Source organism: Paenibacillus hebaui (genome assembly GCF_051934385.1).
Lineage (GTDB): Bacteria > Bacillota > Bacilli > Paenibacillales > Paenibacillaceae > Paenibacillus.
The window spans coordinates 6,633,523-6,647,443 of the sequence record NZ_CP196836.1 but is presented as its reverse complement, the minus strand read 5'-3'; the positions used below and the strand labels follow the sequence as shown (position 1 = coordinate 6,647,443).

The following is a 13,921-nucleotide window of genomic DNA, read 5'->3' as shown; positions in this document are numbered from 1 at the left end:
TGTTTTGCTTCAAAACCTTGCTATTCGGTATGCAGTCCTCTATTTACGCATAATGCTCATATAATAGAAGGGAACTGGTTAAAGGCAGGAGGATGTATACGATGTACAAGGTTTTGTTGGTCGATGATGAATTTATGATCTCGGACGGAATCTCCAGTGTCGTGAACTGGTCCCGATTGGGAACAGAACTGGTCGGCATTGCCCAGGATGGATTGGAAGCGCTTGCTTCAATTGAGCGGCAACGTCCGGATATTATCATCTCGGACATTCGCATGCCGGGAATGGATGGGTTACAGCTGGTTGAAGCTGTGGCGGAGAAGTATGGGGATATCTCGTTTATCATGCTCACGGGTTTTACGGAATTTGAATATGCAAAGACCGCCATGCAGTATGGGGTGAAGCACTATTTGCTCAAGCCCTGCAGTGAGGAGCATCTCGTACAGGCTATTAATGAATTGGTCAGTGAGAAGCGGGAGTTGTCCGATCAGGAGCGTTTTGTACAGTCGATTCAATACAATCTGGAGCGTGTACTGCCACATGCCAAGGAATATTTTTTGAAGGAGCTGGTTACCAACAGAACGTACGGTGTCAAGGAATGGAAGTATTTCGAGGAATTATTCGATGTACAATTTCAGGATCAGCGTGTCCGGTTGCTGTTGGTAGAGATTGAGGGGGATCATGAGTATTTGCACTTGTTCGCGGTCAAGAACATTGCCGAGGATATTTTTCACAATCCGATCTTAAGTGCCACGGTGGGAGGTCATGTGTTACTGATGATGGAGGACAAGTTGTCTGAAACGCAGTTGTTCCATAATATTGATGAGATTCGCGCCACATTTACCCGATATTATCATGATGATCTCACGATTGCTCTGAGCGAACCAGGAGATCTTCCACAGGCACGACAATTGTACATGCAGACGCTGGTTTATCTCAATTACCGCTTTTACCTCGGTGAGGGCAGTCTTATTATGGAGCGGGATGTCTGTTCTCCCGGGGAGCGTACTCTTCCCGAATTCGAATATGATCCAAAGCGGATGGCAACTGCGATCAAGGCTGGACACTGGCAGGAAGTCGGAACAGAACTGAACCGGATGTTTCAGCTGCTTGCCGACTTGCGATACGATATATCCCAAACGAAGTCCTATCTCATTCAGATGTTTATGGAAATGATTCGGCTCAGTGGCTCTGCCGAGATGAAAAGGTATATGGACCAGTTGCCAGGCATGATTGAATCCAGCACGCTGCATTCTTTTCAGCAGTTTCTGCTTGCCGTTGCCAAGGAAATCACGCTGCGCCGCTACGAACAACACCGCTCCAGACAATCTCAGATGGTGGGGAGTGTGAAGCAGATCGTGGAGAATCGTTACAGGGACGAAACACTGACGCTCCAATCCATCGCCGGGGAAATATACATGAATCCAGATTATATTGGCAAAATGTTCAAAAAAGAAACCGGTGAGAAATTTACGAACTATGTATTAAGTTACCGCATTCGCAAAGCGTTCGAGCTTCTGGAGCAGGACGGGAACTGCACCGTATCTTCGCTTGCCGAACAGACGGGGTTTGGCTCCAACTGGCCGTATTTCAGCAAAATGTTCAAGAAATATACGGGCTTCTCCCCTTCCGAGTATAAAAAAGTACCTTAAGACAGCGTTGCTGTCGGTTCTACAGCATTGAACTAAACATTTACACGAAAACGGAGAAGACAGAAATAACACGAAGAAGCGGAGCGTTCGCCTAAAAGCTTTCTAAAAGAAAGCTACATCGGAAGCATATGCTATCCCCGGATTTTTCCTTTTGGAAAAGGGAATCATAAAAATCTGGGGATAACAGCGATCAGAGGGTTGTTCTGTCATCGGAGTGGTAAGTGTAAATATACTTTAGCTCGATTTATATAGATAGCAACCTCTACATCCGATCTACGTTCGCGCCCTGTTTGCCATTCATCGGCAGCAGGGTCTTTTTTTGTCGGACGGAACTCGGTTTTGAACATCCATTCAACGGAAATGAGCATGGGAAGAAAAAGCGCTCGCTTCTATGATTATAAGTGTCAGGTTATAGAAACATCATCGAGAGTGGAGGTCGAGTGGATGGAGCTGAATCGAAGCCGGGGAATTGAACCTGGGCGCTTGAAGCCAGCTGGCAAATGGAGTTCGGTGAAAAAGGAGCTTGTCCGCAACAGATACGTATATCTGATGCTCGTTCCTGTTGTAGCCTACTATCTGATTTTCAGCTATGGACCGATGTACGGATTGTTGATGGCATTTCAGGAATCCTACAGCCCGATCAAAGGGATCATGGCCGGGGAATGGGTCGGATTTGACAATTTCACCATGTTTTTCGAAAGTTATTATTTCTGGCGCCTAATCAAGAACACACTGATTCTAAGCTTTTACAGTATCGTATTTGGTTTCCCGGCTCCGATCATCCTGGCCCTGTTACTGAATGAAGTACGGAAAAAGTGGTTCAGAAGCACGGTGCAGACGATCAGTTACATGCCGCATTTCATCTCGGTTGTCGTCGTGGTCGGAATGTTGAAAACGTTCTCAACTTTGGATGGTGGGTTATTTAACGTCATTCGTGACTTTTTCGATCTGCAGCCCATCATGTTTCTGGCGGAGAAGGATATGTTCCGTCCGATGTACATTCTGTCCAACATATGGCAGGGTGCAGGATGGGCCTCGATTATCTTTTTGGCAGCGCTCAGTGGTATTGATCCACAGTTGTATGAGGCTTCCAAAATTGACGGCGCAGGCCGCTGGAGACAGTTGCTTCATATTACACTGCCAGGCATTATGCCAACGATTGTGATTATGTTAATTCTGCGCATGGGGGCGGTCATGAACGCTGATTTTCAGAAAATATTGCTGATGCAAACGGCACCGACCTATGAGACATCGGATGTCATCTCCACCTTTGTCTATCGATCCGGTATTTTGGAGGGGAACTATACGTATTCAACGGCCATCGGGCTGTTCAATGGCGTCATTAATTTCGCGCTGCTCATTATCGCGAATGCGATCAGCAGAAAGCTTAACTCAACCAGTCTCTGGTAATTGGAAGGTGAAGCGATGAAACAGTCTATAGGCGAACGACTTTTTGATGTATTTAATACATTGCTGCTCTTGGTGATCATGGTTTTATGCTTTTACCCGATGCTGTACGTGTTCAATTCTTCAATCAGCGATCCGGATCAGATGCTGCGTTCCCGGTCACTGATGCTCATTCCTGAAGGTTTCCAGCTGGGAGCGTATAAGTCGGTCTTTCAGGATACTCGCATCTATACGGGATACATAAACACCTTGTTCTATGTTGTGGTGGGTACAGCCATCAATCTGCTCATGACTTCGCTGGCTGCCTATGGGTTATCACGCAGTGATCTGATGGGCAGAAAAACGTTGATGAAATTAATTACGTTCACGATGTTTTTCGGTGGGGGCATGATCCCGACTTTTCTGCTAATTCAGAATCTGGGGATGGTGGATACCCGTTTTGCACTTATTATTCCTGGTGCCATCAGTACGTTCTATTTCCTCATTATGAAAACAAACTTTGAGGGCATTCCGATCAGTCTGATCGAATCGGCGAAGCTCGACGGCGCCAATGACTTTCTGATTCTGTTCCGTATTGTACTGCCTTTGTCGAAACCAATCCTGGCAGTCATGATGTTGTATTATGCGGTTGACCATTGGAATGATTATGTCGGACCGATGCTCTACCTGCGCAGTCAGGAGCTGTATCCGATCCAGATTATTATGCGTGATATTCTGATCAGCAGCAGTACAGAGGCCATGGGCGCTGGCGCCGATACCGGCTTCGCCATTGGAGAGAACATCAAATATGCAACCATCATTATCTCTACTCTGCCTATTATGCTGGTATATCCGTTCATCCAACGTTATTTTGTTCAGGGCGCTTTAATCGGCGCTGTGAAACAATAAAAATGTAATCTATGGAGGCGAATTGTGTGAAAAAAAGAATGGGGTCCATCCTGTTGTCCTCGCTACTTACCATGTCTTTACTGGCGGGCTGTACGGGCGATAAAGAACCAGGTAACGCAGAGCCAGCGGAGGGAACAGAACCTGCGGTTCAGGCGTTGACCGAGATTTCGCTACCGATTACCAGTGAGCCCTTTACCATTGACTACTGGCGCGCCAATGATGCCAAACTGACGGCTTCCTTGAACAATTTTGGCGATATGGCGGCTTACAAGGAGAAGGAAAAGCTCACAGGCATTCAAGTGAAGTTCACACATCCCCCGCTTGGGCAACAACGCGACCAGTTCAATCTGCTGATTTCCACGAAAGAGCTGCCGGACGTCATTTATTATAACTGGGCGGATGCGGTTGGTGGACCGGAAAAAATGATCAAGGACGGTCGGATCATCCGGTTGAATGAACTGATCGACAGTTATGCACCGAACTTGAAGCGGATTATTGAATCCGATCCCGATGTGAAGAAGCAGATCGCTCTCGACGATGGGACGATCTATATGTTCCCGCTGCTGAAGCTGGATGCATTGAAGCTGAATGCTACTTCCGGTTTGATTATGCGCCAGGATTGGCTTGATACATTGAACCTTAAGGTACCTACTAACATTGATGAGTGGTACACGGTACTCAAGGCATTCAAGGAACAGGACCCCAATGGCAACGGCAAGCCTGATGAGCTGCCATTCACCGGAAACTGGGGGCCGGGCAACCTGACCAAGCTCCATGATTTTGCCGCGGCTTTTGGCGTGATTGGTGGTTTCCAGATGAATGGAGACAAGGTGGAGTTTGGACCAATCCAGCCGGGCTACCGTGATTTCTTGGAGACCATGGCCAAGTGGTACAAGGATGGGCTGATTGATCCCGAGATCATGACCAATGACGGCAAGGCGTTCGACTATAAGGTCACCAGCAATCTGGCAGGCGCATATCAAGGTGGTGTATTCAGCGGTATGGGGAAATACTTCAATCTGATGAGAGATACGGATCCGAGCTTTAATGTGACCGGTGTACCGTGGCCCGTATCTCCGGATGGAACCTCTTATGCTACCTTCAATCTGGAGAATAAGGTACTAAGTTATGGTGAGGCCATTACGGCTTCCGCAGACGAAGACAAACTGAAATATATTGTACAATGGATGGACTACAACTATAGCGAAGAGGGCAGTGATCTGTTCAACTTTGGTATCGAAAATGACAGCTATGTTCGTGACGGGGAAGGTGTCAAATTCACGGATACCATCATTAACAATCCGAACGGTCTGACGTATGACCAGGCACTGGCTTCCTATGCCCTATCCATAATGGACGGTCCAATCAATCAGGATAGCCGTTATCTGGATGCATTACTATTTGACGACGGACAGCGTGCGGCGAATGCGGAATGGATGAAAGCAAGCTCTGCCTTGACGCTTCCTCCAATTCGTTTGTCAACAGATGAGGTAAGCACAAGTACATCCATCATGAGCCAGGTGAATACGTATTTGAATGAGACGATGACTGCCATCATTAGCGGACAGAAGCCGATTACCGAATTTGACACCATGGCCGAAACGATCAAGAGCATGGGCATTGACCGGGCGATTGAGGTTCATCTTGCTGCATATGACCGATACCAAGCCAAGTAATACGTGAGAAATCGAGCGCTAAAACTTTGGGAAAACCTTCCTGCGTGTGATATACCTAGTAGTATCACGTGGTTCAAAGGAGCGCTTTTGTCATGACAGCCTACCGCAAACTGAGCATCAAAATGAAAATGTTTCTGATGATGTTGTTCATGATGGCGTTTATCATCATTCTGGCGTTTGGGTCCTTGTATTATACGTACTCGGTGTATGACAAGCAGCTGTTTGATAAGTCGTCCCGTCTCTTGAACCTTTCCTCCTCAACAGTGGATGTAGAACTTAAGAAGTTGGAAGCGTTATCATTAAACATGATATCCGATACTCAAATTCAAAGGGCCTTGAAGTCGTTGTTGGATGACGATAGCGCATATTCAAGCTTTATTGAACGGAAGAAGATCACGGATCGGCTATGGGAGCATATTAGTGGGGCTGCACGATATGTGCAGTCCGTTCATCTGATTGATTCCAGAGGAAGAGTGAATAAATATGGCGAAACGCTAACCGTGTCCCAGGAAAAATATGATCGGATGATCGAGGCTGCCGAGCAGGCAAATGGTGCAGTACGCTGGCTATACCCGGATGACGATGACCCGATGCTAGTTATGGTGCGTCAGGTGCGAGCCTATGAACCGATGACCCTAGAACCGGTAGGCATACTGTTTCTGCGTATTAATATCGAGCGACTGATTGAGGAGTATGCGGGCATTGACAGCCAGGACAGTGGCATTATCTTAAAAGCAGGCAGTGAAGTTGTCTATCCTTATCGCCAGCTTCCGGAAGCGGTGTCCACCGGACTGAATCCACTTCCAGGCAGCGGGGGATATGAGATCAAGAATCTGGATGGGAGGGCATTATTTCTTTCCCAGAAGAAATCGGCCTACACCGGCTGGGTTTACTATAATATGGCCTCTTATGATGAGATTTTTGAACGTATTATATGGTTGAAAAATATACTGATTGTCGTCTATCTTATCGCAATTCTGGTTGTTCTCGCGCTCGGCATGGTGTTCACACGCAGTCTGACGAGGCCGATCAGGCAGCTCATCAGTCAGATGAAGGAGGTCCAGTATGGGGATTTGGAGAACATGGACGCCAATCTGTCCATTCCAACGCACCAGCACATGGATGAACTGGGGTTGCTACAGCGTACGTATCGACTGATGATTACACATATTAATACATTGATCAAAGAAAATTATGCAAGCCAGCTGGTCATTAAGGAAACGGAGTTCAAGGCACTGCAGGCGCAGATCAATCCCCACTTTTTGTATAATGCGCTGGATTCGATCCATTGGCTCGCCAAAAAGAACAGGCAGGAGCAAATCTCCAGTATGGTGCTGTCACTCGGGTATTTGCTACGTTCCTCCATCAGCTTCAAGCAAAATATCATTACCATTGCCGAAGAGCTGGAGATCGTCAACCATTACATCACCATTCAAACATACCGTTTCCGGCAGCGGCTGGATTTCCACATGGATGTGCCCGCTCCTTATCTGGGGTGTGCCATTCCCAAGTTAACCCTACAGCCACTACTGGAAAATGCCATTCAATATGGCCTCGAACCGCAGATAGGATCATGTCTGATTCGACTGTATGCCGAAATGTCAGGTGGCAAGCTGGCCCTTATAGTTGAGGATCATGGCCCCGGCATGGAGCCCGAATATGTGGGACAAGTGCTTCGTGGAGAAGTGAAAACCAGAGGCACAGGTATTGGTCTGCTGAATATCAGGGAGCGTGTGCGTCTGGCTTTTGGCGAAGAATATGATGTTTGGCTGGAGAGCAAGCCGGGGCTTGGAACGAGAGTAACGGTGCTGCTACCACCCCCATCACGAGGTAAGGAGGAGAAGCTGTGGGAAGATTGATGCAAACGATAGGCATGATCTGCCTTATGCTGACTCTTCCTGGATGCGTGAGCCAACTGGATCAAAGGCCAGGCATGATTGTGGAAGAAGAGCCGATAACGCTACGAATCGCTTGGTGGGGCGGGGAGTTTCGTAACAATGCAACGATAGCCGTTATCGATCTGTATGAGAAGTTGAATCCGCATGTGAACATTGAATACGAATATAGTAGTTTCAACGAATACTGGAGAAAACTTGCCCCGCATGCAGCAGGCAATGCGTTGCCCGACATTATCCAGATGGACATCTCCTATCTGTCCCAGTACAGCTCGCTGCAACTGCTAGAGGATATGACTCCGTACATGCAGAGCGGGCTGATCGACACGACAGATATTGAGAAGGAACAGCTGGGAAGTGGTAGCCTGAATGGAAAAACCTACGGTCTCAGTTTGGGTGTTAACGCCATGCTCAGCATCTATGATCCGGAAGTGTTGAAGGCGAACGACATTGAATTGCCAACGGAGGCGTGGACATGGGATGATTTTGACCGGATGGGCGAACAATTGCTGGGGAAAGGCATCTATTTGGGAACCTATTTCACACCGGAACAGTTTTTCGCGTATTACTTGAGACAGTATGGTTCCAAGCTGTACGCCGAGGATGGCAAGGGGTTGGGTTATGAGGATGATGGACTGTTTATCGATTACTTTGGTCGGATGCAGCAGCTGGCACAGAAAAAGCTTATTTTTGCACCGGATATCTGGACGTCAGACATTGGCGAACCTGACAATGACCCGTTCTATCTGGGTGAGGCTTTATTTAGCTGGGGGTATTCCAACCAATTTATCAGCACCGCTCAGCGTTATGGCAAACCGTTAACCATATCCCCGATGCCTGGGCCTAACAGCCAGGAGGGGTTGTTCTTGAAGCCAGGCATGTTTTTCTCCATGGCGGGCAATTCCAGACATAAGGAGGAGGCTGCCAAGTTCATTAGCTTTTTCGTTAATGATTTGGATGCCAATCTGCTGCTCAAAGGGGAGCGGGGTGTGCCTGTCTCATCCAGTGTCAAAGAGCGGATGAAGCTGCTGGTTGAACCGGAGCTGGCGCAAGTGTTTGACTACATTGATTGGGTTGGCAAGAACAGCAGTCCGATGGACCCACCTGATCCTGTAGGTGCAGCCGAGGTTACTGCGGTGCTACGTGATTTATATGATCTGTTGTTGTTTGGCAAGATTACACCTGAGCAGGCGGCGGAGGAATTCCGTGAGCGGGCGAATGCGATTCTGGGTGAGAAGTTATATAAATTGAACTAAAGGTTATTTACACTTGCTACTCCGATGACAGAACAACCTTCCGATCGCTGTTATCCCCAGATTTTTTGGATTCCCTTTTTCAAAGGGGGAAATCCGGGGATAGCGTATGCTTCCGATGCAGCTTTCTTGTAGAAAGCTTTTAGACGAACGCTCCGCTTCTTCAGGTTATTTCTGTCCTCTTCGTTTTTGTGTAAATATGTAGTTCAATTTATATAACGAGTAGTAAATATAAAAACAACCTTCCCTCTAGTACAGAGGGAAGGTTGTTCTGCTGTTGTTGTAGTGACTTGTTTGTGCAACTTATATGTTGAACTTTTAAACGTTTAAGCCTCGCATTTACCCAAACTGGGCTTGATGCAATCGACTGTACGAGCCTTTTCGCACGAGCAGTTCTTCATGGCTTCCTTGTTCGGCTACGCTGCCGTTCTCCACCACTACGATGCGATCTGCGTGTCTGATGGTCGCCAGTCGATGGGCAATCACTAATGTCGTCCGTCCCTGAGCCAGCTCGGATAAGGCCAGCTGAATGGCAGCTTCCGTCTCGGTGTCGAGCGCGGAAGTGGCTTCGTCCAGAATGAGGATTGGCGGGTTTTTCAAAATCATTCTTGCGATGGACAGACGCTGCTTCTGTCCGCCGGACAACTTCACGCCACGTTCACCAATCAACGTGTCCAGCCCATCTGGCTGGGATTGTACCAGCTCTTCCAGTTGGGCCCGGCGGATGGCCTGCCAGATTTCTTCGTCGGACGCATCCAGTTTGCCATACGCAATATTTTCACGGATCGAGCCGTCAAACAGGAAAATATCCTGCTGCACAATCCCAATATGAGAGCGCAGTGATTCCAGCGTCATGTCCTTCACGGGGATTCCATCGATGGAGATATGACCCGCATCCACATCGTAGAAACGTGGGATCAGACTGCATAACGTAGTTTTGCCGCCTCCCGATGGTCCAACAAGAGCAACCGTCTGGCCTGCCTGAATATCCAGATTGACCTGAGAAAGCGTAGGTTTGTGTTCCCCATAAGAAAAGGTAACGTTATGGAAGGCGATATCGCCCTTCACATTCTGGACCGGTTTTGCCTGCGGCGTGTCATCTACATCAGGTACGGCCTCTAACAGCTCCAGATAACGTCTGAACCCGGCGATGCCTTTCGGATATGTCTCAATGACCGAGTTGATCTTCTCAATTGGTCCCAGAAATACATTGGACAGCATCACAAAGGCGATGAATTCCCCGTAAGTCATGCTGCCCTGAATGACGAACCAGGTTCCACATACCAATACAAACAGTGATACAAATTTCATCAGAATGAAGCTGAGTGAAGAGTTCCAGGCCATGATGCGGTAGGTGATCAGTTTGGTGATTCGGAAACGTTCATTGTTTTCGACAAAACGTCCCACTTCATGCTTTTCATTGGCAAAAGCCTGTACCACACGAATTCCACTCACATTGTTCTCAACTCGTGCATTATAATCGGCAATATCTGCAAACATACGTTTGAACGCTTTGGACATTTTACGGCTGAAATACAGGGATAGATAGATCATCAACGGTACAATGATAAAGGTCATAACAGCGAGCTGCCAGTTGATGCCCAGCATAATACCGAAAGCTCCGGCCAGTGTCATGAGGGCGATGAACAGATCTTCAGGCCCGTGATGTGCAATCTCACCGATATCCATCAGGTCGTTGGTCATACGGGATACGAGGTGACCTGTCTTGTTGTTATCGAAGAAACGGAACGACTGCTTCTGTACACGCTGGAATAGTTCACGCCGCATATCCGATTCGATGTTAATACCAAGCTTGTGCCCCCAATAGGTGACTGCATAATGGAAAAAAGAACTGAGCAGGTAGATGCCGAGCAATCCGACACAAGCCGCTACAATCATGGACCAATTGCCAGCCGGTAGCAGTTGATCGACAACCCGGTTAACGGCGAGTGGAAAGGCCAGCTCCAGCAGCGCGGCGGCGATGGCACAGGAAAAGTCCAATATAAAGAGCCTTTTGTAAGGACGATAATAAGCCATGAAACGGCAAAGCATATGTAAGTCCTCCTCCTCTAAATGACGCAAATGCCCGGGCGGGCTATTAAGCCTGTCCGGACATCACGTACTATCCTATGAAATGAATATCGAATCCATCCTCTTATTTACGGTTTTGCTGTGCACGTTCTACGATCATATCGGCGAATTCTTCAGCCTGACCTTGAATGGCGATTGGGTCAAAGTACCAGTACCGATCTTCCAGCAGCTCATACACCTGATTGTTTTTTACAGCCGGGAGCGATTGCCAGATGGAATCACCTTGGTAATTTTTATTGTTCTCCCCAACGGTTAGGAAGATATGATCCCCTGCATAATCCCCAACGACTTCACGCGAGATCTCTTTCCACTGGGTATCGCCCATCAGTTCTTTCTTGGTAATGTCGAGTGGTGCAAGTTCCAGTGCACGATAGACGGCCTGACCACCGCGTCCAAAGTTATCACCGTACCCATAGTAGCTCTTATCGGATACTTCGAGGATCGAGAAGGTCTCCTCCGGCTTGATGACTGTTTTCACCTTGTCGCGAGCGGCTTCAATCCGTTCATCGTACGTTTTCAGCCAAGCTTCGGCTTCTTCGGCTTTGTTCATCAGCTCTCCGAATCCCCGGATTTCATCATGCACATTGGTAAACGTGCCGTAGGGAATGACTACAGTAGGTGCAATTTTTTGATAGCTCTCAATTTCTTCGGCTTGGTCAGAGTAGGTGATGATCAGATCCGGGCTCAAGGCAACGACCTTCTCCAGAGATATAGCACCCCGGTCACCAATGTTTTCTATGCCTTTCACCTGATCTGCATAGAATGGGTTTTCCAGATAATATTGAACAGCACCAACAGGTTTTACACCCAGCGCGAGCAGATCACTTACGTACATATCGGTAACGATCCGTTTCGGTTCAGCTGGAATCTCTACATCTCCGCTTAATGACTTGTAGATCCGTGTAGCATTCGAATTGCTTGCACCGGACGAAGTGTCCGTGTTGGTCTCGGAAGAGCCTGATGTGGTTTCTGCTCCCGCAGCCGAGGTTTGTTCAGTGGCAGTTGAGCTTGTTCCACTGCCACAGGCAGCCAGGATCATGATCATGGCTATCATAAGCAGCAAGCCCCAAAAGCGTTTTTTTGCAGCAAACATGTGATTGTTCCCCCTATGTATAATTAATAATGATTATTATTCTCATTAATAACATAGAGGATGACGTGATATTTGTACATGGACAACTATGATCACTACTGCATGGACAGATGTGATGTCAGCAGGTGCATAATGTGCTGTAATTGCTCCATAACGGATAGTGGATCGAATCCGTAGAACATATCGGCGTTAATCTCGTATACTCTTCCTTCTCGGACCGCACTCAAGGTGTTCCAGGACTCCTGAGCGAACAGTTTATCCACAGCATGCTGCTCCGATGATTCCCTGGCATAATCAATAAAAATATGATCCGCCGCATACAAATGAATCTCTGATAACGGAACATGCACGTAACCTGTGAGCAATTGTCCATCCTTCTCCATCAGTGCAGGAGGGGTGAAGCCCAGCGAGTGATATAGAATGTGAGAAGCTCTGCCCCACCCGTGACCATAGATATACGCTCCGCTCTCCCCAATCATGAATATGCATACCGCTGATCCGCGTTCATCCAACAACTGATCCAGTGTATAATTGGCCTCTTGCTGAAGCGTATCATAAAGGTCTAACAGTGCCTGAGCTTTTGCCTCCAAGCCGGTGATGCGTCCCAAATGGAGGAATTGCTCCTGCCAGTCCAGTTCTTCAAAGGGCATCAGAATGGTCGGTGCAATCTGCCTTAATTGATCCATGCCCGAATGAGGTGCATAACCAAGGATGACATCGGGGCGAGCGTTGGTGATCAGATCCACATGATTGATAAGTTCATGCTCAGAGTACTGTTTGAATGGAACAGGTCCATGCTCATGAAGCTTCGGCTCCATCCATTCTGCCACGGCGCCTAGATGAGGGATATGGCCGAGTGCAAGCAGGGACGCGGTGTAGTTGTAAGTAAGGCTAGCAATTTTTTTTGGTGTTTTTCGGTAAAGTGTCGGTGCACAACCTACCGTTTGTTTGAATTTGCGACTCAGATAGAAGGTGTCCCTGTAACCCGTCACCTGCGCGAGTTCCTGCATGGTGGGGGTTGCGAACAGTAGATGTTCCTGGGCCATTCGGATCCTTAGCCGGGTAACGTACTCAACGAATGTAAGTCCGGTGTGCTTTTTGAATTCTCTTGAAAAATGCTCCGGGCTTACATTAACCTCTCTCGCTAATTGCTCCCGGGTAAGGGGATGGGCAACCCTCTCATGAATGTGTGTGATCACAAAGTCCAACCATGAATGATCTTCATGAGCCAGGCGCATAGCGTGATCACGTAATGTATCCAGCAATTGATAGAACAACGCATGAGGTTTGAATGGGCCTGCCTCTTCGCTTCTGGAACAGGCAAGAATTAATTCAGATGCGATCTCGGCAATGGCACGATTTGTCATGGGCGCGGGAGGTCCAAACGGCCAGAGGGGTTCAGCGTTATGGGCTAAATCAAAGTCAAAGGTCATGGCAATGCCTTGAACCGGAGAGAGTGAACCGCGTTTGCTTTCATGCTGAAGCCAGGTCCCTGCTTGACGCACAGCAGCCGAGCCGGTACTCACCGTTAATGGTCCATGTACACTAATCAGTCTTGCCTGTCCCGAGGTAATGACATAGAGAACGTGCTTGTTGCTCCATAGCTCATCTATATGAGAGAAGGATTCCCGATCGTGGAACCGAATCAGATGACACAGCCTAAACATTGCCGGAGGAATGGAGCGAGTCTCCTGCAAGGGCAAAGATTGGGGTACAAGATGCTTATGGACATGTTGTTTCGAATTGCTCATAACATAACGGTCTCCTTACTTAAGTTTCAACTACTAAGCAGTATATACCATAACAGGGGCATGTGGATGACTGTATCATTCGGTCAAATATTTCTGTGAAAAATAATAAAGTGGTTGAAATCGCTATCAACACCGACTATAATGAAAATGTCGAAACGTTTCAATATGCTGGTTATGGGCGGATTCATTGTATTTTTGTAATGAAGTCCTTATTTAAT

9 protein-coding genes are annotated in these 13,921 nt (G+C 47.6%); 6 read left to right on the top strand and 3 right to left on the bottom strand.

Annotated elements, in window-relative coordinates; translation table 11 throughout:
• Positions 1 to 101 precede the first annotated feature (101 nt).
• From ACR32F_RS29930 to ACR32F_RS29905, 6 genes are all read left to right on the top strand, one after another.
• Positions 102 to 1,649: a response regulator transcription factor gene (locus tag ACR32F_RS29930; RefSeq protein ID WP_440113779.1), complete on the top strand. Its 1,548-nt coding sequence runs from the start codon at positions 102 to 104 to the stop codon at positions 1,647 to 1,649.
• A 444-nt stretch (positions 1,650 to 2,093) separates the two neighbouring features.
• Positions 2,094 to 3,059, top strand: coding sequence for an ABC transporter permease (locus ACR32F_RS29925; protein ID WP_440113777.1), 966 nt, complete (start codon positions 2,094 to 2,096; stop codon positions 3,057 to 3,059).
• Between the two features lie 15 nt (positions 3,060 to 3,074).
• On the top strand, positions 3,075 to 3,944 hold the full coding sequence (locus ACR32F_RS29920; protein ID WP_440113774.1) for a carbohydrate ABC transporter permease: 870 nt from the start codon (positions 3,075 to 3,077) through the stop codon (positions 3,942 to 3,944).
• A 26-nt stretch (positions 3,945 to 3,970) separates the two neighbouring features.
• The gene (locus ACR32F_RS29915; RefSeq protein WP_440113771.1) at positions 3,971 to 5,620 is read left to right on the top strand and encodes an ABC transporter substrate-binding protein; all 1,650 of its coding nucleotides are present in this window, start codon (positions 3,971 to 3,973) and stop codon (positions 5,618 to 5,620) included.
• 92 nt (positions 5,621 to 5,712) lie between these two features.
• Positions 5,713 to 7,479 (top strand): sensor histidine kinase, encoded by a 1,767-nt coding sequence (locus tag ACR32F_RS29910; RefSeq protein WP_440113768.1) that lies wholly within the window; start codon positions 5,713 to 5,715, stop codon positions 7,477 to 7,479.
• Entirely contained in the window at positions 7,467 to 8,771 is a 1,305-nt protein-coding gene (locus ACR32F_RS29905; protein ID WP_440113765.1) for an ABC transporter substrate-binding protein, read from the top strand. The genes ACR32F_RS29910 and ACR32F_RS29905 overlap by 13 nt, the downstream gene beginning before the upstream one ends.
• Positions 8,772 to 9,107: 336 nt before the next feature.
• Here ACR32F_RS29905 and ACR32F_RS29900 read toward each other — a convergent pair whose 3' ends face one another.
• The 3 genes from ACR32F_RS29900 to ACR32F_RS29890 all read right to left on the bottom strand — a co-directional run bounded on the left by ACR32F_RS29900 (position 9,108) and on the right by ACR32F_RS29890 (position 13,703).
• A complete protein-coding gene (locus tag ACR32F_RS29900) occupies positions 9,108 to 10,820 on the bottom strand; it encodes an ABC transporter ATP-binding protein (protein ID WP_440113762.1) in 1,713 nt (570 codons plus the stop codon).
• Between the two features lie 103 nt (positions 10,821 to 10,923).
• Entirely contained in the window at positions 10,924 to 11,952 is a 1,029-nt protein-coding gene (locus ACR32F_RS29895; protein WP_440113759.1) for an ABC transporter substrate-binding protein, read from the bottom strand.
• A gap of 95 nt (positions 11,953 to 12,047) precedes the next feature.
• Positions 12,048 to 13,703 carry an ABC transporter substrate-binding protein gene (locus tag ACR32F_RS29890; RefSeq protein ID WP_440113757.1) on the bottom strand — a complete coding sequence of 552 codons (1,656 nt, stop codon included), beginning with the start codon at positions 13,701 to 13,703 and terminating at the stop codon, positions 12,048 to 12,050.
• Positions 13,704 to 13,921: the final 218 nt, after the last annotated feature.

What these genes read in the sequence shown, in the direction of transcription:
- ACR32F_RS29900 (WP_440113762.1), bottom strand. Translation starts at nt 10,820, where the DNA reads ATGCTTTGCCGTTTCATGGCTTATTATCGTCCTTACAAAAGGCTCTTT.
- ACR32F_RS29920 (WP_440113774.1), top strand. Translation starts at nt 3,075, where the DNA reads ATGAAACAGTCTATAGGCGAACGACTTTTTGATGTATTTAATACATTG.
- ACR32F_RS29895 (WP_440113759.1), bottom strand. Translation starts at nt 11,952, where the DNA reads ATGTTTGCTGCAAAAAAACGCTTTTGGGGCTTGCTGCTTATGATAGCC.
- ACR32F_RS29890 (WP_440113757.1), bottom strand. Translation starts at nt 13,703, where the DNA reads ATGAGCAATTCGAAACAACATGTCCATAAGCATCTTGTACCCCAATCT.
- ACR32F_RS29910 (WP_440113768.1), top strand. Translation starts at nt 5,713, where the DNA reads ATGACAGCCTACCGCAAACTGAGCATCAAAATGAAAATGTTTCTGATG.
- ACR32F_RS29925 (WP_440113777.1), top strand. Translation starts at nt 2,094, where the DNA reads ATGGAGCTGAATCGAAGCCGGGGAATTGAACCTGGGCGCTTGAAGCCA.
- ACR32F_RS29930 (WP_440113779.1), top strand. Translation starts at nt 102, where the DNA reads ATGTACAAGGTTTTGTTGGTCGATGATGAATTTATGATCTCGGACGGA.